Below are 26855 nucleotides of genomic sequence, written 5' to 3' on the forward strand. Positions count from 1 at the left end.
AACATTGGGCCGCGACGGTGAAGCTCGACCGAGGTTGTTTCGGGCGCCTCGGGTCTGTAGGTTCGCCCTCTCATCGCAACCCGACGACCCGAAGGACCCGCCGCCGCCATGAGCGACGCCGAGAAACGAACCTTTACCGACGAGGAAGCCCTCAACTTCCATCGGTACCCGACGCCGGGAAAGATCGCGATCGCGGCCACCAAGCCGATGGCGACCCAGCGCGACCTGAGCCTGGCCTATTCGCCGGGCGTCGCCGTGCCGGTGCTGGCCATCGCCGCCGATCCGGACGCGGCCTACGAGTACACCTCCAAGGGAAACCTGGTGGCGATCATCTCCAACGGCACCGCGATCCTGGGTCTCGGCAACCTCGGCGCCCTGGCGTCGAAGCCGGTGATGGAAGGCAAGGCGGTGCTCTTCAAGCGCTTCGCCGACGTCGACGGGATCGACGTCGAGGTGGCCGCGACCGACCCCGACGAGATCATCACCGTGGTCAAGAACATCGGCCTGACCTACGGCGGCATCAACCTCGAGGACATCAAGAGCCCCGAGTGCTTCCGCATCGAGACGGAGCTGCAGGAGCTCCTCGACATCCCGGTCTTCCACGACGACCAGCATGGCACCGCTATCATCACCGCCGCCGGCCTGATCAACGCCTGCCACATCACCGGCCGCGATATCGCCAGCGTGAAGGTGGTGCTGAACGGCCCGGGCGCGGCGGGGATCGCCACGCTGGAGCTGATCAAGGCCATGGGCGTCAGGCCCGACAACGTCATCGCCGTCGACCGCAAGGGCGTGCTCTGGCGCGGCCGGGCCGAGGACATGAACCAGTGGAAGTCGGCCCACGCCGTCGACACGCCGCACCGGACGCTCGCCGAGGCCCTGGTCGGCGCCGACGTCTTCATCGGCCTCTCCGCCAAGGGCGCCCTCGACGGCGAACTCGTGAAGACCATGGCCGACAAGCCGATCATCTTCGCCATGGCCAACCCGGATCCGGAGATCACCCCGGAGGAGGTCTACGCCGTCCGCCCCGACGCCATCGTCGCCACCGGCCGGAGCGACTACCCGAACCAGGTCAACAACGTCCTGGGCTTCCCCTACATCTTCCGCGGCGCGCTCGACGTGCGGGCGCGGCGGGTGAACATGGAAATGAAGATCGCCTGCGCCAATGCGCTGGCCATGCTGGCGCGCGAGGACGTGCCCGACGAGGTCGCCGCCGCCTACCACGGCCTGCAGCTGAAGTTCGGCCCCGAGTACATCATCCCGACGCCCTTCGATCCCCGCCTGATCTCCTACATCCCGCCGTTCGTGGCCCAGGCGGCCATGGACACCGGCGTGGCCCGCAAGCCGATCGAGGACATGGACGCCTATCGCGCCAGCCTCGCCCAGCGGCTCGATCCGACCGCGGCCTTCCTGCAGAAGCTGCAGGGCGCGGTGCTGTCGGGACCGAAGAAGCGCGTGGTGTTCGCCGAGGGCGAGGAGCCCAGCGTGATCCGTGCGGCCTACGCCTTCCAGAGCGCGGGCCTGGGCTCCGCCGTCCTGGTCGGCCGCGAAGACCTGGTGCACGAGAACATGCGCGGCGTGGGTCTCGACCCGGCCGAGGTGAAGATCGAGATCCTCAACGCCCGGGTATCCGACAAGAACGCCGAATACGTCGACTATCTCTACGGCCGCCTGCAGCGCGAGGGCTATCTGCGCCGCGACGTCCAGCGGCTGATCAACCAGGACCGCAACGCCTTCGCCGCGGCCATGGTGGCGCTGCGCCACGCAGACGGCATGGTGACCGGCGTCACCCGGTCCTTCGACCAGGTGCTGGAAGAGGTCCTGCGGGTCATCGACCCGACCCCGGACGGCCGGGTGATCGGCATGAGCGTGGTGCTGGCCAAGGGCCGGACCCTGTTCATCGCCGACACCAGCGTCACCGAGATGCCCGAGGCCGAGGACCTGGTGGAGATCGCCAAGGAGGCGGCCCGCGCGGTGCGCACCCTGGGCTACGAGCCGCGCCTGGCCTTCATGAGCTATTCGACCTTTGGCAACCCCATGGGCCTGCGCTCCGAAAAGGTGCGTGAGGCGGTGGCGCTGCTGGACGAGCTCGACGGCGTCGACTTCGAATATGAGGGCGAGATGCCGCCGGAGCTGGCGCTCGAGCCCGGGGCCCGGGTCAACTACCCGTTCATGCGGCTCTCCGGCCCGGCCAATGTGCTGATCATGCCGGCGATCCACTCGGCGGCCATCTCGACCCAGCTGATCCAGTCGCTGGGCGGGGCCACGGTGATCGGCCCGATCCTGCTCGGCCTCGACCGCGCGGTGCAGATCTGCCCGCTCTCCGCCTCGGTGTCGCGGATCCTGCACATGGCGACGGTCTGCGCCTACGACCGTCCGCTGGTGGAGATCGACGTCTGATGCGGATCGCGCCTGACAGCCTGATCTAGGATCGCGCGCCGAAGGGGAAGCGGGCGATCGCAAGCCCACCCCCAACGGAGCGCGTGATGAGTTCGGCCCTTTCCCTCGGCATCGACTTCGGGACGACCAATACCGTCGTGGCCCTGGCCGATGCGGCCGGGCCCGCGCACCTCGTCCGCTTCCCGGCCCCGGAGGGCGAGCTTTTCGCCTTTCGGAGCTGTCTGTCCTTCCACGCCGGCGACAAGCCCAACGACCGGGCGATCGCCGCCGGCCCCTGGGCCATCGAGGCCTATGTGGAAGACCCTGCCGAGACCCGCTTCATCCAGTCGTTCAAGAGCTTCGCGGCCTCCGAGAGCTTCAGCGAGACCCAGATCCTGGGCCGGCGGTTCCGCTTCGAGGACCTGCTCTCGACCTTCCTCCTGAAGCTTCGCGCCTATGCGGACGCCGGCATGGCCGAGCTGCCCAGCCGGGTGATCGTCGGCCGCCCGGTGACCTTCGCCGGCGGCGCGCCCAGCGAACCCCTGGCGCTCTCCCGCTACCAGACGGCGTTCGAACGGATGGGGTTTTCCGAGATCCTCTATGCCTATGAGCCGGTGGGCGCGGCCTTCTTCTTCGCCCGCGAGTTGGACCATGACGCCACCGTGCTGGTCGGCGATTTCGGCGGCGGCACCTCGGACTTCTCGATCATCCGCTTCGAGCGCCCCAGGACGGGAGAGGGGGCCGGCGAGATCCGCGCCATACCGCTCGGCCGTTCGGGCGTCGGCGTGGCGGGCGACGCCTTCGACTACCGGATCATCGACCACCTGGTCTCGCCGGCGCTCGGCAAGGGCTCGAGCTACACGAGCTTCGGCAAGACCCTGCCGGTCCCCAACCGCTACTATTCGGCCTTCGCCCGCTGGGACCAGCTCGCCCTGATGCGCGCCAGCCGCGACATGCGCGAGATCCGCGCCCTGGTCCGCGAGGCCGTCGAGCCCGAGAAGATCCAGCGCCTGGTGGAAACCCTCGACGAGAACTACGGCTACCAGCTCTACCGCTCGGTCTCGCGGCTGAAGGAGGCGCTGTCGGTGGACGAACACGCCGAGTTCCGCTTCGAGGCCGGCTCGATCTCGCTCAGGGGCGGGGTGCGGCGCGCAACCTTCGAAAGCTGGATCGCGCCCGAGCTGGCGCGCATCGAGACCGCCGTGGACGAGGCCCTGGCCGCCGCGAACCTCGGGCCGGAAGGGATCGACCGCATCTTCCTGACCGGCGGCTCTTCCCTGGTGCCGGCGGTCCGCGCCATCTTCCATCGCCGGTTCGCCTCCGACCGCATCGAGACCGGCGCCGAACTGGAATCCATCGCCTCGGGCCTGGCGCTGATGGGCCGCGAACGCGACCTCAGCCGCTGGACGACACGGGCCGAACCGGGAGACGCCGCATGACCGCCTTCGTCGCCCTGCTCCGCGCGGTGAACGTCGGCGGCACGGGCAAGCTGCCGATGACCGAGCTCAAGGCGATGTGCGAGCAGGCCGGCTTCACCGGCGTCCGCACCTATATCGCCAGCGGCAATGTGGTGTTCGCCAGCGGCAAGTCCGAGCCCGCGGTCAAGGCGGAGCTGGAGGCGAAACTCGCGGCCTATGCCGGAAAGCCGGTCGCGGTGATGGTCCGCACCGCGGCCGAGATGGCGGCGGTCCGTGACGCCAATCCGTTCCCGAAGGCGCCGGCCAACAGCACGATGGCGATCTTCCTGGACGCGCCCCCGCCAGCCGACGCCGCCGGGAGGGCCGTGGGCCGCCGCGACGAGGTCATCGCGCTGGGTGCGCGCGAGGTCTACGTCCAGTACGGATCCGGCATGGGCCAGTCGAAGCTGCGGATCCCCGCGGCCGCCGCCGGCACCGCGCGCAACATGAACACCGTCGCCAAGCTGGCCGCCATGGCCGCTGATCTCGAGGAAGGCCAGCCGTCATGATTCTGATCGGTCACTACGACAGCCCGTTCGTGCGCCGGGTGGCGATCGCGCTTCGCCTCTACGGCCTGCCCTACGAGCACCGCGCCTGGTCGGTGTTCTCCCAGGCCTCGGAGATCGCCGCCTACAACCCGCTGAAGCGCGTGCCGACCCTGGTGCTGGATGATGGCGAAGTGCTGATCGAGAGCGCCGCGATCCTCGACTGGCTGGACGAGGTGGCGGGTTCCGGGCGGGCGCTGATCGCGGAGACCGGCCCCGAGCGGCGCCACGCGCTCAAGACCTGCGCGCTCGCCAGCGGTCTCGCCGACAAGGCGGTCAGCCTGGTCTACGAAAAGGCCGTCCATGGCCGCGAAACCCCCCTCTGGGTCGAACGCTGCCGCTCGCAGATCGGCGGGGTTCTGACGGCGCTGGAAGCCGATCGCGCCGGCCAGACAACGCCCTGGTGGTTCGGCGCGAAGATCAGCCACGCCGACATCGCCGTGGGCTGTGTCCTGCGGTTCCTGGGCGAGGCCCATCCCGACGCCTTCGACGGGAAAGACTGGCCGGCGCTCGCGGCGCACGCCGCGGCCTGCGAGGCCCTGCCGGAGTTCGCCGCGGTGGTGATGCCGTTCTTCGTGGCGCCGCCGAAGGCCTAGGCGAGCGCGGCGATCGCCTCGTCGGCGGCCCGCAGACCGCTCTCCCAGGCCCCATGGACGGTCGAATAGAGGTGGGCGTGGGTCGCTTCGCCAGCGAAGAAGATGCGGTTCTCCACCGGCGCCGCCAGCGTGGCCCGGCAGCCGGCGCGACCCGGTAGGGCGTGGGAATAGGAGCCGAGCGCCCAGGGGTCCGACGCCCAGGCGGTCTCTGCCAAGGGGTGCAGCCTGCGCCGGAAGTCCGAGCCCAGCAGCCCGCCCAGCTCCTCGACGACGAAGGCGGTCATGGCGCCCGGCCCCTCGACCTCCAGCTCCCGCGCGCAACGGCCGCCCAGGAAGGCCTCGATGTAGGGCTTGCCGAAGGGGCGCAGGTGGTAGCTGCCGGTCTCGGTCCGGTCGGTGTGGCCGAAGAGATGGCCGTCGACCGGCAGGTCCTCCGGGGCGTCCACGCCCAGGAACACCTTGTCGGCGAGGCCCAGCGGCAGGTCCGCGGCCGCCTCGCTTTTCTCCGGCAGGCCCGGCGAGAAGGTCAGGCGCCCGTCCGCCAGCGTCGATGTCGGCACGCAGACGACGATGGCGCGCGCGGTCAGGCGGCCCTTGGCCGTGTCGAGGGTCAATTCCGGGCCCCCATGGCGGATCGTCGCCACCGGGCAGTCGAGCATGACCTTGACCAGGTCGGCGAAGCTGGCGATGGCCGCGCCATAGCCCTCGCGCACCCGCCAGTTCACCCCGGAGTCGTCGTAGGCGACGAAGTCGTGGGTGGAGACCTGGTCGAACTCCGCGCCGTTATAGAAGCTGGAGAACGCCTCGATCATGACGTTCCAGCGCGCGCCGGGCTCTAGGAAGTCCGACCCCGGCCGGTCGGGTCCCGCGGCGGCGACGCGGAGCCGCTCCTCGAACTCGTTCAGGGCGTCCCGGAACGCGCGCTGGTCTTCCGGCGGGAAGTCCTTGTTGAACGACTGCCGCATCCAGTGCGGCGGGCTGCGGTCGATGGTGAAGCCGGCCTGCTCGATAGGCTTGGCCAGCAGGTTCTTGTCCGCCGAGTGCACCCAGCCCGCGCCGCAGTCGGCCGGCAGGTCCGGCGCGGCCAGGACCGTGTGCGCCCGCCCGCCGACCCGTGACCGCGCCTCAAGCGCCACGACCGAGAGGCCGGCGCCCGCGAGCCGGCGCAGGGCCGCGATCCCCGCGGCCCCGGCGCCCACCACCACCACATCGTACCGGTCCTGCATGCCCCGACTTACTTGCCGGCCGCCCTCAGCGTCGGCGAGTCCAGGTCGAGCCGGTCCACCGGGATCACCTCCAGGTCCGGCCGCTTGGCCTTCAGCGCCTCGGCGAAGGTCTTGGCGTCGCCGGCGATGATGACGCTGGCCTTGGCCGGATCCATGACCCGGGCCGCGAAGGCCTGGACCTGGGCCGGCGTCACCGCCTCGACCTTGGCGGTATAGTGGGTGATCTCATCCAGCGGCACGCCGTAGAGCGCGAACGCGCCTAAGGTGTCGGCGAGACCCCCGGTGGTCGCCAGGCGCCGGCCGTAGCCGCCCACCAGGTTCGACTTGCGCGCATTGAGCTCGTCCGCCGTGGCCGGGGCCGCGCCGAGCGAGGCCATCTGCTCGCTGATCAGGTCGAGCACCTGGGCGGCGGTCTCGTTCTTGGTCTGGGCCGCGGCGCGGAACGAGCCGGTCGTGCGGTTGGCGCTGAGGTTCGAGGAGGCGCCATAGGAGAGGCCCCGCTTGACCCGGATCTCCAGGTTCAGCCGCGAGGAGTAGCCGCCGCCCAGGAGGGTGTTGGCGACGAGGCCCGGATAGTAGTCCGGGTCGCTGCGGGCAATGCCGGGCTTGGCGAGGTTCACCGCCGCCTGGCCGGCGCCCGGCAGGTCGATGACGATGGCCCGCGGCCGGCCGTGCGGGGTGATCACCGGAACGGCCGGCATCGGCGTGGCCGGTTTCGCCCAGCCGCCGAATGCCTTTTCCGCCAGCGCGAACCCCTGCTCGGGGCTGATGTCGCCGGTCAGCACCAGGATGGCGTTGTCGGGGCGGTACCAGGCCTTGTGCAGGGCCGCGAGGTCGGCGGGCTTCAGCCGGGCGATGGAGCCGGGCGTCCCGGTGGAGACGTGGCCGAAGGGCGTGCCGGCGAAGACGATGGGGGCCGCGGCATAGGCCGAGACCTGGCCGGGCTCCTGATAGGCGACGCGCAGGCCGTCCAGGCTCTGGGCCCGCTGGCGCTCCAGCTCGTCGGCGGCGAAGGCCGGGTTGCGCGCCACGTCGGCCATGATCGCCATGCCGGCCGCGAGCTTGTCGGGCATGACGTTGAGGGTGACCGAGGAGGCCTCCAGGCTCGCGCCGGCTTCCAGGTTGGCGCCCAGGGCCTCGGTCTGGCGGGCGATGTCGCGGGCCGAGCGGGTCCTGGTGCCTTCGGTCAGCATGTCGGCGGTCATGCCGGCCACGCCGGAGAGCCCGGCCGGGTCGGCCCAGCCGCCGGTCTTCAGGGTCAGGTCGGCGGTGACCAGCGGCAGGTCGGAGGACCGCGCCACGATCACCCGCAGGCCGTTGGCGAGCGTGCGCTCGGCGGGCTTCGGCAGGACCGGGGCGACCGGTGTCCCGACCGGCGGCGGCGCCTGGCGCTGGCCTTCGGCGGACAGAGCGAAGACCGGGCCGGTGTAGGTGGTGACCATCTTCGGCGGCGCCGGCGGCGTGGCCGCGATCTCGCCCTTCGGCCGCTCGCTCTCGGGCCGGTAACGGATGGTCATCCGCAGGTTCGGGTCGAGGTACTTTTTCGCCACGCGCTGCACGTCGGAGGCGGTCACCGCCTGCAGGTCGGCGAGCTCTGTGTTGGCCTTGGCCGCGTCACCGTTGATGCGCAGCGCATAGCCGAGCGCGAAGCCGCGCCCGTCGATGGTCTCGCGCTCGCGCAGCTTGCCGGCCACCAGCTCGTTCTTGGCCTCGTCCAGTTCGGCGGCGGTGGGCGGCGCATCGCGCAGGCGCTTCACCTCGGCCAGCAGGGCGGCCTCGCCCTGGTCGATGGTGTGGCCGGAGGCCAGCACCGCGCCGACCACGAAGCTCCCCGGCTGGGCCGGCAGGTCGGCGTTGGAATAGATTTCCGCGGCGATCTGCTTCTCATAGACCAGGCTGTCGTAGAGCCGGGACGACTTGCCGGCCGAGAGGATCGCGTCGAGCATCTTCAGCGCCGGCGCGTCCGGGTCCGAGGCCTTGACCCCCAGCCAGCTGATCGCCACCGCCGGCAGCGGCACGTTCGGGCCATAGCCCTCATAGACGCCCGGCCCCTTGCGCGGCGGCTCGACGGCGGTCACCCGGGCGATCGGCTGGGCGGGGTTCTTCAGGCCGGCCAGATACTGGTCGACCCAGGCGTTGAGCTGCGCCTCGTCGAAGTTGCCGACCACGATCAGGGCGGCGTTGTCGGGGCGGTAGTAGGCCTCGTGGAAGGCGCGCACGTCGTCGACCGTGGCGGCGTCCAGCTCCTCGATCGAGCCTATGCCGGGACGGTGATAGGGGTGGGTCTGGTAGGTCGCCTGCGGCACATAGAGCGAGAACAGCCGGCCGTAGGGCGAGGCCAGCACCCGCTGGCGCAGCTCCTCCTTCACCACATCGCGCTCGGATTTGAAGTTGGTGTCGTCGATGACCAGCGAGCCCATCCGCTCGCCCTCGGCCCAGATCAGCCGCTGGAGGTGGTTGGCCGGGACGACCTCGTAGTAGTTGGTGAAGTCGTCGAAGGTGGAGGCGTTGTTGAGGCCGCCGACGTCCTCGGTCAGCCGGTCGAAGCTCTCGGCCGGCAGGTCCTTCGTCGCCTTGAACATCATGTGTTCGAAGAGGTGGGCGAAGCCGGAGCGCCCTTGCGGATCGTCCTTCGAGCCGACGCCGTACCAGACCTGCACCGTGACATTGGGCGTCGTGCGGTCGAGCGAGGTGAGGACCAGCAGGCCGTTCGCCAGCGTCCGCTGCTTGTAGACGATCGGCGGGACCTTGCTGGCCGCGATGGGGCTGGCCGCGATGGGGTGGGCCGGCGCGGCCAGGGCGGGCGCGGCCGGCGCCAGAGACAGGATGACGGCGAGGGCGCTGGCGGCTTGGCGGATCATGGCGCTTCCGAAGACTGCGTGGGGCCAATTCCTTAGCACCCTGCGCGGCCTTCGGAAGCTTACGGCTTCGTCATCCGGCGGCTCAGGCGGCGATCCCGAGACCGGCGCAGAGGTGGGCGTAGTCGGCCGGCTCCAGGTTCGGCCTGACGGCCCCGGCCATCATGCCGGCGAAGGCTTGCGGCGGAGCCTTGGCGCGCACGGCGGTCAGCAGCCGGATCCGCTCGGCTCGCGTCCCGGCCCGGACGATGAAACCGCCGAAGCCCATCATCATCTCGGGCGACAGGGCGCTCATGATCCGTCCCTCGATGCCGATCAGCTCCTCGTCGGAGAACAGGCTCTGCAGGACCGGCAGGATCAGCAACTCCTCCTCGGCCATGTGGGCGAAATCGTCGGCGACGAAGGTGGAGTAGCGCAGGTAGAGCGCCTTCAGCGCCGCGGCGCGGGCCGCAGGCTTGGCGGCCTCCACCGCGCAGATCGCGGTTTCCAGCGCCTCGAACGTCTGGCGGTGCTGCTCATGGTCGCGCGCCAGGCGGGCGGTGGAGCCCGGCGCGCGCGCCTCCAGCGCCGTGTGGATGAACGCATCCTCGTTGGCGAGGTGGTGCTCCGAGACGTGGATCTGGAAACGCAGGTCGCGCAGCAGGCCGGCGAGGGCCTCGGGATCGTCGCCGCTGCAGGACCCGCTCTGCGCCAGCAGCTGCGACAGGCGCAGCCGCAGGCCCTTGTGGATCTGGTTGTAGAAGTTGTGCGTGGCGATGGGCTTGGCTTGGACGAAGGACATGACAGGTCTCCTTGCGCCGACGCGAAACGCCGGCGGGCTTGGGTTCAGGGTGTGGACGTCAGTGGAGGGCTAGGCGGCGGCCTGGGCCTGGCCCCGCCGCGCGGCGAGCAGGGCGTTGAAGTCGGCGTGGACGTGGTCCCAGGCCGGCCGGGCCTTCATGCGCCCGAGCCAGCCGGTGATGTTCGGATAGGGCGACAGGTCGACGCCCATGGCCTCGCCGAGGCCGACGAAGATCGAGCCCAGGTAGTCGGCCAGGCTGATCTCATCGCCGCAGACGAAGGGCCGGCCGGCCAGCATGTGCTCTTCGAGCACCTTCAGCCAGCGGGGCGAGCGCTCGGCCCCGAAGGCCAGCATGTGCTGGGCGAGCTCGGGGTCCATGCCGCGCGGGATGCCCATCCTCGGATAGACCGTGAACAGCACGAAGTACTCGTGGAAGTGGCTGTTGAACCAGTCGAGCGCCTCATTGACCTTGGCCCGCGCCGCGAGCGCGGACGGATAGGCCGGCGAGCCGACCTTCTCGGCGAGGTACTTCAGGATCGCCGAGGACTCGCCCAGCGAAAGCTCGCCGTCCAGCAGGAAGGGCACGATGCCGTTCGGGTTGATGGCCAGGTAGGCGGGCGCGAGGTTCTCGCCGGTCATCAGCGAGACCTGGGCCCGTTCGACCTCCAGGCCGTGCTCGGCGATGAACAGCAGCACGGGACGGACGGTGGTCGAGATCGGATCGCAATAGAGTTTCATCGGTAGTCGGCCCTCTCTTGGCGTGAGGCGGGCCGCGTTCGACGACCCCGGTTCGGAAGGAGGGGCGGAGTACCGGCCACGCGGGGTGAGCGCAATCAGCACTCTTGCAGTCGGGTTCTGCGCAATTGCAGAATGCAGACCGATGTTCGATTGGAATGCCGCCGCGGCGGCGAACGACGCCGAAAACCCCGCAACCTCGGCCCGCCAGGCGCCGGCCTGACCGGCGTTCGCACGCCGTGTCACAATGGAATTCGCCCGTCCGTCTTCCTATGTCGTCGGCAAGGACGCGGCCGCGGTCCAAGGACCAAGGGGATTCTGCACAAGTGCTGGGCGATCGGACCTTCGACTGGAATGACCTGAAGGCCCTGCTGGCGGTGGCGCGCGGCGGCTCGACCCTCACCGCGGCCAGGGCGCTGGGCGTCAACCAGACGACGGTGGTCCGGCGGATCGAAGCCCTGGAGGCCGCCGTCAGCCTGAAGCTGATGGACCGCACCCAGACCGGCAGCCGTCTCACCGAGGCGGGTTGCGAACTGCTCCCGGACGCCGAGCGGATCGAGGAAGCCGCCGCGGCCTTCGCCTGCCGCGCCGCCGCCCAAAGGCGATCCCTGGCCGGAACGATCCGCGTCACCTCGACTGAGATCCTCGGCAGCCTGGTGATCACCCCGGCGCTGGCCGATTTCCGCCGGCTCTACCCCGACATCAACGTCGACCTCATCCTCACCGACCGGCCTCTCGACCTCGCTGCGGGGGAGGCCGACGTGGCGATCCGCGGCGGCCTGGCCCTGCCGGCGAGCGATCTGGTGGCGCGCAAGCTCGCGGCCTTCACGGTCACCCTCTACTGCAGCCGTGACTATGCCCAGCGTCGCGGCGTGCCCCGGTCGGCCGGCGACCTGGCGCGGCACGCGCTCGTGGTCGGCGATGGCCACGCCAGTCCGCTGCCGGGCGTCGCCTGGGTCCTGGGCCAGGCGCCGGGGGTCGAGCCGGCGTTTCGCTCCAACACCATGGTCAGCATGCTCAATGCGCTGAGAATGGGCCTGGGCGTCGGGCCGGCGATCTCGCTGCTGGGCGACCTGGAGCCCGACCTGGTCCGCTGTTTCTCGATCCCGGGCATGTCGCCGGGGACCTGGGTGGTCGCGTCGCCAGAGCTCAAGGATACGCCCCGCGTGCGGGCGTTCATCGATTTCATCGTCCCGCACTTCGCCGCGACCCGAAGGACGCTCGAGGCGACCGGCGCGGCGCTCGTGCGCAAGAACGACGCCTGGCTGGCGTCGATCGGTGCGGACCTGACGACCGCCTAGCTCGCCAGCCTGACCAGCATCTTGCCGGCGTTCTCCCCGGCCATCAGGCCGATCAGCGCGCCCGGCGCGGCGGCGATCCCGTCGACGATGGTCTCCTGGTACTTGACCTTCCCGTCCTTCAGCCAGCCGGCCATGTCGCGCTGGAAGTCCGCGTAGAGGTGCATGAAGTCCGGCGCGACGAAGCCCCTGAGCATCACCCGCGAATAGATGATGTTGGAGAGGTTCGAGACGTTGGAGTGGCCGGAGTTGTATCCGGAGATGAAGCCGCAGACCGGAATGCGGCCGAGCGTGTTCATGCGCCGCAGCGCCGCCTCCAGATGGTCGCCGCCGACATTGTCGAAATAGACGTCGAGGCCCTTGGGCGTGGCGTCTTCCAGGGCCTGGCGGATCGGCTGGGTCTTGTAGTTGATCACCGCGTCCAGTCCCACCTCGTCGCGCAGCCAGGCGGCCTTGGCGTCCGAACCCGTCGAGCCGACCACATGGCAGCCCTTCAGCTTGGCGATCTGGGCCGCGACCGAGCCCACCGCGCCGCCGGCCGTGGAGACGAACACCTGCTCGCCGTCCTTCAGCTGGCCGATGTGCAGCAGGCCGCCGTAGGCGGTGAAGCCGGTGCCGCCCAGCGCGTGCATGTGGACGGTCAGCGGCAGGTCCGGATCGGGCGTGAGCCTGGTCAGTCCCTTGCCGTCCGAGGTGAAATATTCGCGGAAGCCCAGCCGGTTGGAGACCAGGTCGCCAACCGCGAAGCCGTCGTGCTTCGACTGCACGACCCGGCCCAACGCCCCGCCCATCATCGCCTCGTCCAGCGCCTGGCCGGCGGTGAGTCTCGGCCGCATGGCCGGGTCCACCGACATCAGAAGGTTCTCGACCAGCACCTGGCCGTCCGCGGCGTCGGCGACCTGGCGCTCGACCATCGCGAAGTTCTCGGCCGCGGGCGCGCCGCTCGGGCGCTGGACGAGGTGAATCTCACGGCTCTTGGGCATGATCGGGCTCCGGAAATGCGTGGCTTTGAAATAGGCGCGATTTGTGGACCGCCGCCGCCCACCCCTCAAGCGGTGTTAGATGACATCGCCCCACCCAAGCCTGCGCGCGACCGCGTAAGCCGGCTGGTCGCGCTTGGTGACGAGGCGCGGCTCGACCTGGCCGTCCAGCCCGCAGAGCTTGAGCGCGATGCCCGGCTTGCCGACCCGCGGCGGCGCCAGGATGCGCGGGCGCCGCGGCCCGGCGGCGATCCCGGGCCGGGCGGCGATCAGGTAGCTGAAGCGCTCGTCCTCGAAGGGGACCTCGCCGCCCTTGGCCAGGCGGTGGTCGCGGCTGCGCGGCAGGCGGACTGAGAAATGACACCAGTCCTCGCCGACCAGCGGACAGGCCAGCTCGTGCGGGCAGGGCGCCGGGACGGTCGCGCCCGCCGCGATCAGCGCGGTCCTGGCGGCGAGGATGCGGCCATACCCGGCTGGGGTGCCGGGCTCCACCAGCGCCAGAATCCCCTCGCAGGAGGCCCATAGTTCGGCGATTGTCGAAGCTTGTTTGTCGGATGGAATTTCGGCCAGGGCGTAGCTCGCCACGACGACATCGGCCCGGGGCCAGGGTCCCGCCGCCGTGAGGTCGGCGCGGCGGACCTCGGCGGTCCGGAGCGCCGGCGGTCCGGCGGTGGCGAGCTGCGCGGCCAGCGCCAGCAACGGCGGATTGGCGTCGAGCCAGGTGACGGCGCTTAGGCCCGGCCAGACTTCCGCCGCCGCCCAGCTCGCCGCGCCCGTGCCCGCGCCAGCATCCAGCAGGGTGCCAGGTTCGAACCCAGGCACCATGCGCGCCGCTTCGGCGAACACGGCCGCGCAGGCCGCGTAGGTGGCGGGCAGGCGGGTCAGGGCATAGGCCAGCGCATCGTCGGCCTCGCGGATCACGCCGGCCGACGGCTGGCCGGCCCGGTAGGCCTCGGAGGTCCGCGCCGCGCGCTCGGCCAAGCCCTTGCGGGGCACGCCGTCCAGGGCGCGGTCGAGCGCCACGCGCAGGGCCGCCGGCAGGTCGGGGCTCACTGGACCCGGGCCATGGCCTCGCGGCGCAAGGCCATCAGCGCCATCGGCACGTCGTGGCGCAGCGCCAGCCGCGCCACCCAGCCGGGAACCGAGAAGGGCGCGGCGACGCGGGCCTCATAGGTCACCTGGGTCCGGTCGCCGTGCGGGGTCAGCAGCCACTCGCCCTCCAGCACCTTCAGGTCGCCGCCGACCCGATGGAAGGTCATGCGGCGCGGCGGCTCGAAGTCCTCGCGGAAGACGCTGCGGATCGAGGGCAGGAAGGTCATCTTGCTGATCTGCTCGCGGACGTCCCAGCGCCCTTGCGGGTCGCGCTCGACGATGCGGCAGCTCTTCAGGTTGGCGACCATCCGGGGCGCCAGGTCGCAGTCGGTCATCACGCTCCAGATCGCCTCTGGCGGCGCGGCGATGTCGATGGCCGCGTGGATGACGCCCGATGACCCGTCCGCGTCCGTCGTCACCTCGGCGTAGGGCCGGCCGCGGTCGAGCGCGGCCTGGGCCCTGGGCGGCAGCTCCATCGCCGCCGCCGGCGTGGCGACGGCCAGCGCCGCGATGACCAGGAGGAGGCGCATGGAGCCGCCGACCGGCTCTAGACCGTCGCCGGCTTCTTCAGGAGTTCGTCGAGCACCCCCGGGTCGGCCAGGCCGGCGGGATCGCCGAGATTGCTGAGGTCGCCGGCCGCCACCTTGCGCAGGATCCGCCGGATGACCGCGCCGCCCTTGGTGCGGGGCAGGGCGGAAAGGAATCGCACCTCCTGCGGCACGGCGCCCGGCCCGACCTCCCGGCGCACCAGGCCTTTCAGGTCGGCCTCCAGAATGTCGGTCGCCCGGGTGTCCGGCGCCACCACCACATAGGCGTGGACCCCGTCGGGCGCGCCGACGCAGGCGGCCTCGGCGACCCCGTCATGGGTCTCCAGCAGGCGGCCCAGTTCGTTGGCGTCGACTTTCAATCCGCCGACCTCGATCATGTCCGGCCCATGGTCCTCGGCGCGGTTGCGCACCAGGTCGTCGACCACGCTGGGGTCGGCCAGCGTCGAGGTGTCGCCGAGGTTGGCGATGTCGCCCTCGGCCACCTTGCGCAGGATGCGGCGCATGATCTTGCCGGAGCGGGTCTTGGGCAGGCCCGGGGCGAACTGGATCACGTCCGGCGAGGCGAAGGGGCCGATCTCGCGGCGTACCCAGTTGCGCAGCTCCGGCTCCAGACTGGATGAGGGCTGTACGTCGGCCTTGAGCGTCACGAAGCAATAGATGCCCTGGCCCTTGATCTCGTGCGGGTAGCCCACGACCGCGGCCTCGGCGACCTTGGGGTCGGCGACCAGGGCGCTCTCGATCTCGGCGGTGCCCAGCCGGTGGCCGGAGACATTGATCACGTCGTCCACCCGCCCGGTGATCCAGTAGTAGCCGTCCGCGTCGCGCCGGGCGCCGTCGCCGGTGAAATACTTCCCCGGATAGGTGGTGAAGTAGGTCGAGATGAACCGGTCGTGGTCGCCGTAGACCGAGCGCATCATGCCGGGCCAGGCGTCGGTCAGGCACAGGTTGCCGCTGATCGCGCCCTCCAGCACCTTTCCGTCGGCGTCCACCAGCTGCGGCTTCACGCCCGGCAGGGGCTTGGCGCAGGAGCCGGGCTTCAGGGCCGTCGCGCCCGGCAGCGGGCTCATCAGGCAGGCGCCCGTCTCGGTCTGCCACCAGGTGTCGACGATCGGGCAGCGGCCCTCGCCAACCACGCGATGGTACCAGAGCCAGGCCTCGGGATTGATCGGCTCGCCGACAGTGCCCAGCAGGCGGATCGTGCTGCGCGAGGTGCGCGTCACCGGGGCGTCGCCCTCGCGCATCAGGGCGCGGATGGCGGTCGGCGCGGTGTAGAAGATCTCGACCTTGTGCTTGTCGCAGACCTCCCAGAACCGGGAAGAGGTCGGGTAGTTGGGCACGCCCTCGAACATCAGCGAGGTCGCGCCATTGGCCAGCGGGCCATAGACCACATAGCTGTGGCCGGTCACCCAGCCCACGTCGGCGGTGCACCAGAAGACTTCGCCCGGCCGGTAGTCGAAGACCAGCTCGTGGGTGTGGGCCGCCCAGGTCAGATAGCCGCCGGTGGTGTGCAGCACGCCCTTGGGCTTTCCGGTCGAGCCGGAGGTGTAGAGGATGAACAGCGGATCCTCGGCGTTCATCGGCTCGGGGTCGCACTGGTCCGACACCGTGGCCTTCACGTCGGAATAGAAGACGTCCCGGCCCTCGGTCATCGGCACGTCGGCCCGCGTGCGGCGGACCACGATGACGTCGGTCACGCCCGGGCAGGAGGCCAGCGCCTCGTCGACGTTGTTCTTCAGCGGCACCGGCTTGCCACCGCGCAGGCCCTCGTCGGCGGTGATCACGATCCGGCTGTCGCAGTCCTGGATGCGCCCGGCGATGCTGTCCGGCGAGAAGCCGCCGAAGATCACCGAATGGATCGCCCCGATCCTCGCGCAGGCCAGCATGGCGTAGGCCGCCTGCGGGATCATCGGCAGGTAGATGGTGACCCGGTCGCCCTTCTTGACGCCCTTGGCCTTCAGCACATTGGCCATGCGGCAGACCTCAGCGTGCAGCATGCCGTAGGTGATCAGGTCGCTGGTCTGGCCGTCGTCGCTCTCCCAGATGAAGGCGGTCTGGTCGGCGCGCCCGGGCAGGTGGCGGTCGATGCAGTTGACCGAGACGTTCAGGACGCCGTCGGCGTACCAGCGCACCCGGAAATCCTTGGCGTCGAAGGAAACGTCCTTCACCGCGGTGAACGGCTTGATCCAGTCGAGACGCTTGGCCACGTCGGTCCAGTAGCCGTCGGGGTCGCTCTCGACGCGGGCGACGGCGGCCTCGTAGCCGGCGGCGTTCATCAGGGCGTTCTTCGCCCAGGCCTCGGGAACCGGAAAGACTTCGCTGTCGGACACCTTGCGCACTCCCGAAATAAGCCGTCCCGAAGGGAGTATGCGGAGAGGGCGCCCCCGCGCAACAACCTCCCGCGCCCAAGCTTGCCCGAACGGGCGGGCGCCGCCATGGTCGGGCGCATGTCTCATAAGGGTCCGCTGGTCGCGCTTTTGGCGCTCGCCCTGTCGTTGGGGGCCTGCAGCCTCGATGCGCGCAAGGGCGCCGCGGCCGACATCGCCAAGTTCCTGGCCGCCGTCCAGAAGGACGATCCGGCGGGGCTCGAGCCGGCCCTCGACCGGCCGGCCCTGCGCGCCAACCTGCGCGACCAGCTGGCCGACCTCGGCCGCGCCAACGGCATCGACGTGGGGGCGGGCCCCTCCGAATTCGCCATGGACCGGATGATCACCGCCGAAGCGATCCGCAAGGCCGAGGCCAGCGCCGGCCTGTCGGCCGCGCCCACCGCCGCCCAGCTCGCGCCCGCGCTGAAGATGCCGGACAAGGCCCACGCCTGCCTGCAGGACGCCGCCAGGGATCACTGTGCGCTGACCTTCGCCCGCCGGGGCGGCGCCTGGCGCCTGGTCGGGATGCTGGCCACCGAGCAGCACCGGCCCTAGCCCCCCGCCGCCGCAGGGCTTATGCGGAGGGCCACGCATTCACGAGGCCTCTCATGCTGCTCCACCTCTCGACCTGGCAAGAGATCGAGGATTACCTCAAGCGCTCGAAGACGGTGGTGATCCCCATCGGCTCCAACGAGCAGCACGGCCCGACCGGCCTCCTGGGCACCGACTGGCTCTGCCCCGAGATCATCGCCCACGAGGCGCAGAAGACCTCCGACCTGCTGGTCGCGCCCACCTTCAACATCGGCATGGCGCAGCACCATCTGGGTTTCCCCGGCACCATCGCGCTTCGGCCCTCGACCTTCATGGCGGCGATCGGCGACTGGTGCCGGAGCCTCGGTCTCGCCGGCTTCGAGAAGCTCTATTTCCTGAACGGCCACGGCGGCAATGTCGCCACCATCGACGCGGCCTTCTCCGAGCTCTACGCCGAGGCCACCTACAGCCAGCGCAACCGCGGCTTCGCCTGCAAGCAGAAGAACTGGTGGGAGCTGAAGGGGGTGCTGGGCATCGCCAACCGCCAGTTCCCCACCGGCCACGGCAGCCACGCCACCCCGTCGGAGATCGCGGTCACCCAGTGGGCCTATCCCGACGCCATCAAGTCGGCGAACTACGCGCCGCAGATCGCCCCGACCGGACCGATCCGCGAGGCGCTGGATTTTCGCGCCCGCTATCCCGACGGCCGCATGGGCTCCGACCCCGGCCAGGCCACGCCGGAAAAGGGCGGCGAGCTGGTGGCCGCCGCGGTGGCCGGCCTGATCGAGGACGTCGCCGCCTTCAGCGCCGAGGTCGCCCCGGCCTAGCTAGGCCGTGAACACCGCGCCGTCGCGCACGGCCACCGGCCAGGGCGTCAGGCTGAGGCCGATGCAGGGCGTGGTCGCGCCCGCGCCCTCAAGGGTGAAGAGGCCGCCGTGCCCGGCGCAGAGGATGTGGTCGCCGGCCTTGGTCAGGTAGCGGTCGTCGAACACGCCCAACGGCCAGCCGGCGTGCGGGCAGCTGTCGACATAGCCGGTCACCAGGCCGCCCTTGCGCACCAGGAAGCCCGCGAAGAGGCGGCTGTCGAGGCGGAAGCGGAAGCCCTTCGAGCCGGGGTCCGACAGCTCGTCGAGCCCGCAGAGCCTCTGGCCCGCCGCCGGGCGGGCGGGGTTGTCGCTAGAGCTGGCCAAGGGTCGCTCGGAACCCGCGGATCTCGACCTGCCCGAAGAGACCGGCCTGCTGGTAGGGATCGGCGGCGTTGAAGGCCTCGACCGCGTCCCGGGTCTCGGCCTCGATCACGAACAGCGAGCCGGCCATTCCGTCGCCCGCGTCGAGCATCGGCCCGGCCACCTTCACCATGGCCAGGTTCTCGCGGACATAGGCCAGGTGCGCCTCGCGCGTCGCCATCCGCAGGTCGAGCGCGTTGGGCTTGTCGAAGCAGATCAGGGCGAAAAGCGGCATGGGGCTATTCCTCGCGAAGCGGTCTTGAGAGCAGGCCGCGGATGGCCTCGTCGACGCCGACCTCGCCGGCCAATATGGCGGCGGTGGCCTCGCAGATCGGCACGTCGACGCCGAGCTTGCGGGCGAGCTGGCGCACCGCCGGCGCGGAGGCCACGCCCTCGGCCACCGAGAGCTTGCCGGCCAGCGCCTCGTCGAGCGTCTGGCCGCGGCCGAGCGCCAGGCCGACGCTCATGTTGCGCGACTGCGGGCTGGAGCAGGTGAGCACCAGGTCGCCCAGGCCGCAGAGGCCGGCCACGGTCTCGGCCTCGCCGCCGAGCGCCACGGCCAGCCGGGTGAGCTCGGAGAAGCCGCGGGTGATCAGGGCGGCGTGGGCGCTGCGGCCCAGGCCCCGGCCCTCGACGATGCCGCAGGCGATGGCCAGCACGTTCTTCACCGCCCCGCCGGCCTCCGCCCCGATCATGTCGGTGGCGAAGTAGGGCCGGAAGGTGGGCGTGGCGATCAGTTCGGCGAGATCGCGCGCGCAGTTCTCGTCCGGGCAGGCCAGCGTCACGGCGGTCGGCAGGCCGCGGGCCACCTCGCCGGCGAAGCTGGGCCCCGAGAGGACGGCCGGCGCGGCCTGTGGAATGGTCTCGGCCAGCACCTCGGTCATCAGCTTCAGCGAGCCTTGCTCGACGCCCTTGGCGCAGAGCAGGATCTGCAGGCCCTCGCGCACATGCGGGGCGAAGGCGGCGAGCGTGGCGCGCAGGTGCTGGGCAGGCGCGACCGCCAGGACGAGGTCGCTGGCCGCGAGGTCGGCGAAGTCTCCGGTGGCGCGGATCGAGGGGTCGAGGTCGATCCCCGGCAGGAAGCTGGTGTTCTCGTGGCTGGTGTTGACCGAAGCCACCACGTCGGCTTCGCGCGCCCAGAGCGTCGTCTCCAGTCCCGCCCGCGCGCAGACCTGGGCCAGCGCCGTTCCCCAGGCCCCGCCGCCGATAACCCCGGCTTTCGTCATGCCTTCGCGCCTTTTCGGCCGGGCGCATGCGTCGGGTTGGCGCTGGCCGCGGCCTCATCCAACGGCCAACGGGGCCGGGCGGCTGCATCGAGTCCGTCCGAAATCCCGAGCGCCAGCCGCTCCGCGCCGGCGAGTGCGATCATCGCGGCGTTGTCGGTGCAATAGGCCAGCGGCGGGGCGGTGAAAGAAAAGCCGCGCGCTTCCGCCGTCGCCTGCAGCCGCGCGCGCACGGCTCGGTTGGCCGCGACGCCGCCGGCCACCACGAACCTCAGGCCCCGGCCTTCATGGGCGACGGCGTAGGCGGCCATCGCCCGGTCGCTGCGCTCGGCAAGCTGGCCGGCGATGGCGGCCTGGACGGCGGCGGCCAGGTCGGCGCGTTCGGCGCCCGTGGTCAGGCCCTCGGCGATCCGCGCGGCGGCGGTCTTCAGGCCTGAGAACGAGAAGTCGCAGTCCTTGCGGCCGAGCAGCATGCGCGGCAGCACGAACCGCGCCGCATCGCCAGCCTCGGCCAGGGCCTCCAGCGCCGGGCCGCCGGGGTAGGGGAGGCCCAGCGTCTTGGCGATCTTGTCGAAGGCCTCGCCCGCCGCGTCGTCGATGGTCGAACCCAGGCGGCGGCAGGCGCCCACGCCGTCGACCGCCAGGAGCTGGCAATGGCCGCCGGAGACCAGCAGCAGCAGGAAGGGATAGGCGACCTCGGCCGCCAGCCGGGCGGAGACCGCGTGGCCCTCCAGGTGGTTCACCGCCACCAGCGGCAGGCCACGGGCCAGCGCGATGGCCTTGCCGAACGACAGGCCGACCATCACGCCGCCGACCAGGCCCGGCCCGGCCGTGGCCGCCACGCCGGTCAGGTCCGCGAAGCCCACGCCCGCCTCGGCCAATGCGCTCGCCGCGATGGCGTCGATGCTCTCGACATGGGCGCGCGCGGCGATCTCCGGCACCACGCCGCCGAACGGCGCATGCGCGGCGATCTGGCTGGCGATCACCGAGGACAGCACCTCGACCGCGCCGCCCGGCTTGAGCCGCACGACCGCCGCCGCGGTCTCGTCGCAGCTGGTCTCCAGGCCGAGGACAGTCTGAGTGCTTGGGGTCATCCGGTTGCCGGGGGGCGCCCGCTCCTGTAGCAGGCGCATCTTACGTCCGCTCCGAGGTAGCCCTCCGCCCGTGCCCACGCAACCGCCGGTCCCTAAAGCGCCAGAGCCTTGGACGCGCGTGCGGATCGGCGCCCGCGGCTCCAAGCTGTCGCTCGCCCAGGCCGGCCACATGCAGCGCCGCATCGCCGCCGCGCTCGGGGCCGATCCGGAAAAGCCCGACGAGGTCGAAGCCGTCGCCCCGCTGATCGTCATCACCACCACCGGCGACCGGGTGCAGGATCGCCGGCTGCTGGAGATCGGCGGCAAGGGCATGTTCACGAAGGAGATCGAGGAGGCCCTGCTCGACGGCCGCATCGACTGCGCGGTCCATTCGCTGAAGGACATGCCGGCGCTCCTGCCCGAAGGGCTTTGCATCGCCGCGATCCCCGAGCGCGAGGACCCGCGCGACGCGTTCCTCAGCCTGAAGGCCGACCGGCTGGAGGACCTGGCCCACGGCGCGGTGCTCGGCACCGCCAGCCTGCGGCGCCAGGCCCAGGCCCTGCACCGCCGCCCCGACCTCGATGTCCAGATGCTGCGCGGCAATGTCGACACCCGGCTCGCCAAGCTGCAGGCCGGCGACGCCGACGCGATCCTGCTGGCCTTCGCGGGCCTGAAGCGCCTGGGGCTCCAACACTTGCCGAGCAGCCTGATCGATCCCGTCGAATGCCCGCCGGCCCCTGGCCAGGGCGCGCTCGCCATCGAGACCCGCGTCGGCGACTGCGACGCGCCCTGGGTGCAGGCGATCCGGCACGCGCCCACCACCGTCGCCGTGGCGGCCGAACGCGGGGCGCTCACCGCCCTCGAAGGCTCCTGCAAGACCGCCATCGGCGCCCACGCCTGGTTCGAGGGCGCGCACCTGAAGCTGATCGTCGAGGCGCTGTCGACCGACGGCCGCGCCCGCTTCCGCCACGCCGGCGAGGCCGACCTCACCGAACTCGCCGATCCGGAAGCCTCGGCCCGCGACCTCGGCCTGTCGCTGGGGATCGCGGTGCGCGACGAAGCCGGCGACGCGATCTCGATCTAACGCGACATCCAGGGTTTCGACTTCGACGATGAGCGGGCCGCAGCGGCCTGTTCGCGCTGGAACTTGCCGCCACGCGGCGGCTTCGGCCGCGCGGCGATCGCCTCCTTCTTCAGGCGCAGAGCCCGCTGGATCGGGGTCTCCGGCTTTTCATCGGGCATGGTGGTTCCCCGGGTTGTTGAGGCTCTCTCGTAGATAGGCGACGTAGCTCGGCGTGCCCGCCGAATGGACGTCGTCGACGCGCCAGTGGCCCTTCACGGCGACCAAGTCCAGCCGAACGGTCTGCGGTTCGCCGAAATTGCGGAAATGCGCGGTGGCCCGGGCCCGCCCGCCGGTCCCGCCGGCGATCTGCACGTCCACGCGCGAAATCTCGAAGTCCTGGCAGTCGCAGATCGGGTCGCCGTCGAGCGGGCCGACCTCGTCGGTGGGGACGTCGGCGGCGGCGCGCCGCATGAGCCGCAGGAACGCCGGTGAGAAGGTCGTCTTGGCCTGGCGCCCGGCATAGTCGGGCCCGTCGCCGTGATAGGCCGCGTAGAGCTTCCGGACGAAGGCATTGGCGCTCGCCGCATCCTGGGCCGAGGCGGCGGGTGGGGCCAAGGCGAGGACGGCGGCAAGGACAATGGATCTGGCGCGCAAATCGGCCTCCACCTGAGGGGCGATCCCCATCGCGATACCGATTACGGTTTGCGGAAGGTTAACGCTATCTGCGCTAGAAGGTCTTCATGGCCCGTCGCCGACAACGAATCTGGATCACCCGCGCCCAGCCCGGCGCCGACTCCACCGCCGAGCGCGTGCGCGCGCTGGGGCACGAGGCGATCATCGCCCCGCTCCTGGCCGTCCGCGCCCTGCAGGACGTGCAGGTCGATCTGCTGGGGGTCGCGGCGTTGGCTTTCACCAGCGCCAATGGCGTGCGGGCCTTCTCCGACCTCAGCGCGGAGCGTTCGCTGCGGGTGTTCGCGGTGGGCGCGGCGACCGCGCAGGCCGCAAGGGCCGCTGGCTTCCGGCTGGTGCTCTCCGCCGACGGCGACGTCGACGCGCTCGCCGAAGGCATTGCGTTGCGCCGCGCCGAACTCCGCGGCGCCGTTCTGCACCCCGGCGCGGCCGAACCGGCCGGCGACCTGGCCGGCGCGCTCGAAAAGCACGGGGTCGAGGCGCGACGGCTGATCCTATACGAGACCGCCCCGGTGAAGCTGGAGGCCGAGGCCGCTAAGCTGCTCATCCAGGCCGACGCGGCCCTGCTGCATTCGCCACGCGCCGCTCAGGCCCTGGCCGCCCTGCTGAAGCTCTATCCGGCGCCGAAGCTTCGGGCGCTCGGCCTGTCGAAGGCGGTCGTCAAGCCGCTGGCGCGGGTGCCGCTGGCCGCCAAGGTCTTCCCCTCGATGCCCCTCGAAGGGGCCCTGCTCAACCTGATAGACCGGAACCCATGACGCCGACGTCGGACGCCCCGGATATCACCGCGCCGAAGGACCCCGCCGCCTATCGGCCGCGCCCGCTGCTGGGGGCGACGTTCTGGGCGATGATCGCCTTCGCGGTGCTTTGCGTCCTGGCCGGCGTCGGCATCGCCACCTTCGGTCCCCGGCTGTTCGAGCGGCCGGCCGCCAGGCCCGCGGCCGAGGCGGCCCCGGTCGCCGAAGCGCCAGTCCCGGCGCCGATCCCTGCCGCATCGCCGGCGCTCGCGCCGGCCCCGGCGCCGACCGGTCCGGACGTCGAACGGCTGAGCGCCCGGGTGGCGACGCTGGAATCGCACCAGGCCCATGCCTCCCAGGCCGCCGCCGCCGCCCTCGCCGTCTCCGCCGTGGTTGAGGCCGCCCAGGGCACCGGCCCCTTCGCCGACGAGCTGGCGAGCCTCAGGGCCGTCTCCCCGCCCTCGCCGGAGCTCGAATCGCTGGCCCGCCTCGCCCAGGCCGGCGCCCCCAGCCGCACCGCGCTCGCCGCCAGCTTCCCCGACTACGCCGCCCGCGCGGCCAGCGCCGCCCGCGATCCGGGCGACAAGGCCGGCCTCGGCGACCGCATCGTCTATGAGCTCTCCCGCATCGTCAGCCTGCGCCGGGTGGGCGATGTGCCGGGAGAGGGGGTCGACGCCCTGCTCGCCCGCGCTGAGCGGCAGGTGGAGGATGGCGACCTCGACCGGGCGCTGCGCACCCTCGACCGGCTGCCGGCCGGGGCCCGCGACGCGCTCGCGCCCTGGCGAGGCCGGGCCGAGCGGCGCGCCGAGATCGACCGCAACGCCCAGGCGCTGCGCGCCCGCACCCTGCAAGCCCTGGCCCTCGAGGCGCGAGGCGGCGCATGATCCGAGCCGGCCTCGTCGTCCTGATCGTCGCGGCGGTGGCCGTGGCCATCCTCGCCCTGACCGGCGACGCGGGCCACGCCAGCATCGTCTGGCTGGGCTGGCGGGCCGACATGACCGCCTCGGCGGCCGCGCTGATCGTGATGTTCGCGGCGCTGTTCGCGACGCTCGCCTGGCGGACGCTGCTCTGGATCCTGGCCGCGCCCAAGCGGACTGAACGCATCCGCGCCGAGAACCGCCGCCGCCAGGCCAACGAAACCCTGACCCGTGGCTTCCTCGCCGCCGCGGCCGGCGACGGCTCCGAGGCGCGGCGCCTGGCCCAGAAGGCCGCCGAACTCGCCGACGAGACCCCGGGCCTGGTCCGGGTGCTGGCCGCCCAGGCCGCCGAAGCCGCCGGCGACGTGCCCGCCGCCCAGGCCGCCTACGTCGCCATGCTGGGCTTCCCGGACATGCGGCTGGCCGGCCACAAGGGCCTGATGCAGCTGGCGCTGGCCCAGGGCGAGCGGGAGACGGCGCTGCGCCACGCCCAGGAGGCGTTCGGCGAGACCCGCAGCGCCCGCTGGGCCTGGCGCGCGCTCCTGGAGGCCCGCCTCGACAACGCCGAGTGGGCCCAGGGGCTGGAGCTGGTGAAGAACGCGCTGGACCGCAAGATCGTCCCGCCGGTCACCGCCGAGCGCGCCCGCGCCGCCCTGCTGGCCGCGCTCGCCGCCCAGCTCGAACACGCCACCGCGCCCCGCTCGCAGGGCCAGGCGCTCGACGCGGCGGTGGAAGCCGCCAAGCTGCAGCCGGGCTTCGCGCCGGGGGTGGTGATGGCCGCGCGCCTGCTGGCCGCCGACGGCAAGGTCGGCCGCGCCTCGGCGACCCTGGAGAACGCCTGGAAGGCCGCGCCGCACCCGGCGCTGTGGCTCGCCTACCGCGACCTGAAGACCGCCGAGACCCCGCGCGAGCGCGCCCAGCGGCTGATGGTGCTGGCCGCCCAGAACCCCGCCCACCGCGAGAGCCGCATCCTCGGCGTCGAGGGTGCGCTGACCGCCGGCGACGCCGGCCAGGCCGGCCAGGCGATGGCCTCCCTCGACGGCGAGCCGGTCACCGCCCGCATCGCCGGCCTGCGCGCCCGCGTGGCCTTCGCCTCCGGCCAGCCGGACGAAGCCCGCCTGTGGCTGGCCCAGGGCATGAACGCGCCGCAGGAGCCGGACTGGTCCGATCTCGATCCCGAAGGCCGCGCCTTCGCCTATCAGGTCTCCGACTGGGCCCGGCTGGTGATCACCTTCGCCGAGACCGGCGATCTCATCCACCCGCGCCACGAACGCCGCGAGCGGGGCCTGAGCGAGCTGCCGGAACTGCCGATCGCCTACGCCGACTCCGCGCCGTTCATCATCGCCGATGGCCTCGGGCCCGCGCCCTATCCGGTCGATGAGGAGGGCTATGGCGAGGACGATCTGGCGACCGTGGAGGACGAGCCGCCGCCGCCACGCCGCCGCGCCGGCCGTGGCCGCTTGGCGAGCGCGCCTAGAGCCGCTAAATAGGCCCTCCTTCGCGGCCGGGGTTTCCCGATCCGCAGCCAACAGGCCTTTGGGCCGCCTTAGCTCAGCTGGTAGAGCGGCGCATTCGTAATGCGTAGGTCAGGTGTTCGAGTCACCTAGGCGGCACCACACTTTTCAATAGGAAACTCCCGGGCGAGAGGCGCGATAGCTCGGTCGCCGCACCGGCCCAAGCTGGGTATGCCTTCCAGAAGGGACGGATTACCGGATGCAAACACTCTACTAGGGGTGGATAGCGGAAGCTCGGTAGGGCCAGCTCGCTTGATCTCGGGCGTCGCTTCCGGAAGTTAGGCGTCTCGTCTGCGATTTCGAGAGCGGGGAGCCGGCGGCCAGATCGGCTGCTGAGACGTACGTCGTCCCCGCCTCAGCCAGGAGTCAGTATCCAAAGCGACAATGCGCCCTTTTGGCCCAGCCATTCCCGCCCCACCATGCTGAATCCCGATCTCGACAGGTTGTTCTTCATGATTTCGCTGTCAGTTGTGGCGAAAGTAGGTTCGCGAATCTCCCCGGTGATCAGGTCGACAAGGCGGCCGGAGAGGTGCTTACCGCGCATGTCTTTGGCGACAACAACATACCCCAGTTCGGGCGCGTCTTCGTAGCCGGTGATCTCGATCCCAGCGCCGGCGAATTTGTTCAGCCGATACCCACGATCTGGGTTCTTCAGCGCCGCGACGCCAACTATGCGGCCGGTCCCTTCTTCATGCAGCAATACGAGTATCCGCGCGTTCTTCAGCCGAGCAGCGATTTGATCCGCCGTGCCCAGGATCGCGCCACCATCGAACACAAGCTGAGTGACCGAAAGTCGATCGTGAGGGTTGAGATCGTCGAGGGTGCCGGCCCACGGGTAGGCATCGACTTCAACCATTGATGTTGCTCGACGAAAAGGGGGCAACCCGGCGCGGGTTCGTGAGACCTCTCACTTTGACAGAGGTTTGTAATAGATCGCATCAAGCATGGCCAAGCGTCGTGCGACCGACCTAGCGTCCAACAACTATATTTGCATGCCCCGCCCTGCCCCTTCTTTGTCTATTGGCT

26 protein-coding genes, 1 tRNA gene and 1 pseudogene are annotated in these 26855 nt (G+C 71.1%); 12 read left to right on the forward strand and 16 right to left on the reverse strand.

The window, feature by feature from the left end:
• Positions 1-108: 108 nt before the first annotated feature.
• The 4 genes from ACESMY_RS01670 (at position 109) to ACESMY_RS01685 (ending at position 4977) form a co-directional block, all read left to right on the forward strand.
• The gene (locus ACESMY_RS01670) at positions 109-2400 is read left to right on the forward strand and encodes an NADP-dependent malic enzyme (protein ID WP_372781524.1); all 2292 of its coding nucleotides are present in this window, start codon (positions 109-111) and stop codon (positions 2398-2400) included.
• Positions 2401-2486: 86 nt separating this feature from the next.
• A complete protein-coding gene (locus ACESMY_RS01675) occupies positions 2487-3818 on the forward strand; it encodes an Hsp70 family protein (RefSeq protein WP_372781526.1) in 1332 nt (443 codons plus the stop codon).
• A complete protein-coding gene (locus tag ACESMY_RS01680) occupies positions 3815-4345 on the forward strand; it encodes a DUF1697 domain-containing protein (protein WP_372781528.1) in 531 nt (176 codons plus the stop codon). Before ACESMY_RS01675 ends, ACESMY_RS01680 begins: the two co-directional genes overlap by 4 nt.
• Positions 4342-4977 (forward strand): glutathione S-transferase family protein, encoded by a 636-nt coding sequence (locus ACESMY_RS01685; protein ID WP_372781530.1) that lies wholly within the window; start codon positions 4342-4344, stop codon positions 4975-4977. The genes ACESMY_RS01680 and ACESMY_RS01685 overlap by 4 nt, the downstream gene beginning before the upstream one ends.
• On the opposite strand, the gene ACESMY_RS01690 is transcribed toward ACESMY_RS01685, so the two are convergent.
• The 4 genes from ACESMY_RS01690 to ACESMY_RS01705 form a co-directional block, all read right to left on the reverse strand.
• The gene (locus ACESMY_RS01690; protein WP_372781532.1) at positions 4974-6203 is read right to left on the reverse strand and encodes a flavin monoamine oxidase family protein; all 1230 of its coding nucleotides are present in this window, start codon (positions 6201-6203) and stop codon (positions 4974-4976) included. The two genes, ACESMY_RS01685 and ACESMY_RS01690, sit on opposite strands and share 4 nt — an antisense overlap.
• 8 nt (positions 6204-6211) lie before the next feature.
• Positions 6212-9064 carry a M16 family metallopeptidase gene (locus ACESMY_RS01695; RefSeq protein ID WP_372781534.1) on the reverse strand — a complete coding sequence of 951 codons (2853 nt, stop codon included), beginning with the start codon at positions 9062-9064 and terminating at the stop codon, positions 6212-6214.
• 82 nt (positions 9065-9146) lie between these two features.
• Positions 9147-9842: a hemerythrin domain-containing protein gene (locus ACESMY_RS01700; protein WP_372781536.1), complete on the reverse strand. Its 696-nt coding sequence runs from the start codon at positions 9840-9842 to the stop codon at positions 9147-9149.
• Positions 9843-9911: 69 nt separating this feature from the next.
• Entirely contained in the window at positions 9912-10580 is a 669-nt protein-coding gene (locus ACESMY_RS01705) for a glutathione S-transferase family protein (RefSeq protein ID WP_372781538.1), read from the reverse strand.
• Positions 10581-10903: 323 nt separating this feature from the next.
• Between ACESMY_RS01705 and ACESMY_RS01710 the strand changes: the two genes are divergently transcribed.
• Complete coding sequence (locus ACESMY_RS01710; RefSeq protein ID WP_372781540.1) at positions 10904-11878, forward strand: LysR family transcriptional regulator; 975 nt, start codon at positions 10904-10906, stop codon at positions 11876-11878.
• Here the strand turns inward: ACESMY_RS01710 and ACESMY_RS01715 are convergent.
• From ACESMY_RS01715 to acs, 5 genes and pseudogenes are all read right to left on the reverse strand, one after another.
• A complete protein-coding gene (locus ACESMY_RS01715) occupies positions 11875-12858 on the reverse strand; it encodes an NADP-dependent oxidoreductase (protein ID WP_372781542.1) in 984 nt (327 codons plus the stop codon). The two genes, ACESMY_RS01710 and ACESMY_RS01715, sit on opposite strands and share 4 nt — an antisense overlap.
• 75 nt (positions 12859-12933) lie before the next feature.
• Complete coding sequence (locus ACESMY_RS01720) at positions 12934-13908, reverse strand: small ribosomal subunit Rsm22 family protein (protein WP_372781544.1); 975 nt, start codon at positions 13906-13908, stop codon at positions 12934-12936.
• Positions 13905-14477 carry an SRPBCC family protein gene (locus ACESMY_RS01725; RefSeq protein WP_372781546.1) on the reverse strand — a complete coding sequence of 191 codons (573 nt, stop codon included), beginning with the start codon at positions 14475-14477 and terminating at the stop codon, positions 13905-13907. The genes ACESMY_RS01720 and ACESMY_RS01725 overlap by 4 nt, the downstream gene beginning before the upstream one ends.
• A 17-nt stretch (positions 14478-14494) precedes the next feature.
• Entirely contained in the window at positions 14495-14872 is a 378-nt protein-coding gene (locus ACESMY_RS01730) for a hypothetical protein (RefSeq protein WP_372782276.1), read from the reverse strand.
• An 18-nt stretch (positions 14873-14890) separates the two neighbouring features.
• Positions 14891-16768, reverse strand: a pseudogene (gene acs / locus ACESMY_RS01735) (acetate--CoA ligase); the annotation flags it as partial.
• A gap of 171 nt (positions 16769-16939) precedes the next feature.
• Here acs and ACESMY_RS01740 point away from each other — a divergent pair.
• Both ACESMY_RS01740 and ACESMY_RS01745 read left to right on the forward strand, forming a co-directional pair.
• Complete coding sequence (locus ACESMY_RS01740; protein ID WP_372781548.1) at positions 16940-17413, forward strand: hypothetical protein; 474 nt, start codon at positions 16940-16942, stop codon at positions 17411-17413.
• A 53-nt stretch (positions 17414-17466) separates the two neighbouring features.
• Positions 17467-18216 carry a creatininase family protein gene (locus tag ACESMY_RS01745; RefSeq protein WP_372781550.1) on the forward strand — a complete coding sequence of 250 codons (750 nt, stop codon included), beginning with the start codon at positions 17467-17469 and terminating at the stop codon, positions 18214-18216.
• On the opposite strand, the gene ACESMY_RS01750 is transcribed toward ACESMY_RS01745, so the two are convergent.
• From ACESMY_RS01750 to tsaD, 4 genes are read right to left on the reverse strand one after another with little or no spacing between them, the layout of a single operon-like run.
• Complete coding sequence (locus tag ACESMY_RS01750; RefSeq protein ID WP_372781552.1) at positions 18217-18579, reverse strand: Rieske (2Fe-2S) protein; 363 nt, start codon at positions 18577-18579, stop codon at positions 18217-18219.
• Positions 18566-18850: a YciI family protein gene (locus ACESMY_RS01755; RefSeq protein WP_372781554.1), complete on the reverse strand. Its 285-nt coding sequence runs from the start codon at positions 18848-18850 to the stop codon at positions 18566-18568. The genes ACESMY_RS01750 and ACESMY_RS01755 overlap by 14 nt, the downstream gene beginning before the upstream one ends.
• A 4-nt stretch (positions 18851-18854) precedes the next feature.
• Complete coding sequence (locus ACESMY_RS01760; RefSeq protein WP_372781556.1) at positions 18855-19841, reverse strand: NAD(P)H-dependent glycerol-3-phosphate dehydrogenase; 987 nt, start codon at positions 19839-19841, stop codon at positions 18855-18857.
• The gene (tsaD, locus tag ACESMY_RS01765) at positions 19838-20932 is read right to left on the reverse strand and encodes a tRNA (adenosine(37)-N6)-threonylcarbamoyltransferase complex transferase subunit TsaD (RefSeq protein WP_372782278.1); all 1095 of its coding nucleotides are present in this window, start codon (positions 20930-20932) and stop codon (positions 19838-19840) included. The genes ACESMY_RS01760 and tsaD overlap by 4 nt, the downstream gene beginning before the upstream one ends.
• Positions 20933-21050: 118 nt before the next feature.
• Here tsaD and hemC point away from each other — a divergent pair, with 118 nt between their 5' ends.
• Entirely contained in the window at positions 21051-21995 is a 945-nt protein-coding gene (gene hemC, locus ACESMY_RS01770) for a hydroxymethylbilane synthase (RefSeq protein WP_372781558.1), read from the forward strand.
• Here the strand turns inward: hemC and ACESMY_RS01775 are convergent.
• Positions 21992-22153, reverse strand: a complete 162-nt coding sequence (locus ACESMY_RS01775; protein ID WP_372781560.1) for a hypothetical protein — start codon at positions 22151-22153, stop codon at positions 21992-21994. The two genes, hemC and ACESMY_RS01775, sit on opposite strands and share 4 nt — an antisense overlap.
• Entirely contained in the window at positions 22143-22628 is a 486-nt protein-coding gene (locus ACESMY_RS01780) for a DUF3828 domain-containing protein (protein WP_372781562.1), read from the reverse strand. The genes ACESMY_RS01775 and ACESMY_RS01780 overlap by 11 nt, the downstream gene beginning before the upstream one ends.
• An 86-nt stretch (positions 22629-22714) precedes the next feature.
• Here ACESMY_RS01780 and ACESMY_RS01785 point away from each other — a divergent pair, with 86 nt between their 5' ends.
• From ACESMY_RS01785 to ACESMY_RS01800, 4 genes are all read left to right on the forward strand, one after another.
• On the forward strand, positions 22715-23419 hold the full coding sequence (locus tag ACESMY_RS01785) for a uroporphyrinogen-III synthase (protein ID WP_372781564.1): 705 nt from the start codon (positions 22715-22717) through the stop codon (positions 23417-23419).
• Entirely contained in the window at positions 23416-24282 is an 867-nt protein-coding gene (locus ACESMY_RS01790) for a COG4223 family protein (RefSeq protein ID WP_372781566.1), read from the forward strand. Before ACESMY_RS01785 ends, ACESMY_RS01790 begins: the two co-directional genes overlap by 4 nt.
• The gene (locus ACESMY_RS01795) at positions 24279-25805 is read left to right on the forward strand and encodes a heme biosynthesis protein HemY (RefSeq protein WP_372781568.1); all 1527 of its coding nucleotides are present in this window, start codon (positions 24279-24281) and stop codon (positions 25803-25805) included. Before ACESMY_RS01790 ends, ACESMY_RS01795 begins: the two co-directional genes overlap by 4 nt.
• Before the next feature lie 50 nt (positions 25806-25855).
• A tRNA-Thr gene (locus tag ACESMY_RS01800) sits at positions 25856-25931 on the forward strand.
• Positions 25932-26184: 253 nt separating this feature from the next.
• Here ACESMY_RS01800 and ACESMY_RS01805 read toward each other — a convergent pair.
• On the reverse strand, positions 26185-26685 hold the full coding sequence (locus ACESMY_RS01805) for a hypothetical protein (RefSeq protein ID WP_372781570.1): 501 nt from the start codon (positions 26683-26685) through the stop codon (positions 26185-26187).
• Positions 26686-26855: the final 170 nt, after the last annotated feature.

Source organism: Phenylobacterium sp. (genome assembly GCF_041691455.1).
Taxonomy (GTDB): domain Bacteria; phylum Pseudomonadota; class Alphaproteobacteria; order Caulobacterales; family Caulobacteraceae; genus Phenylobacterium.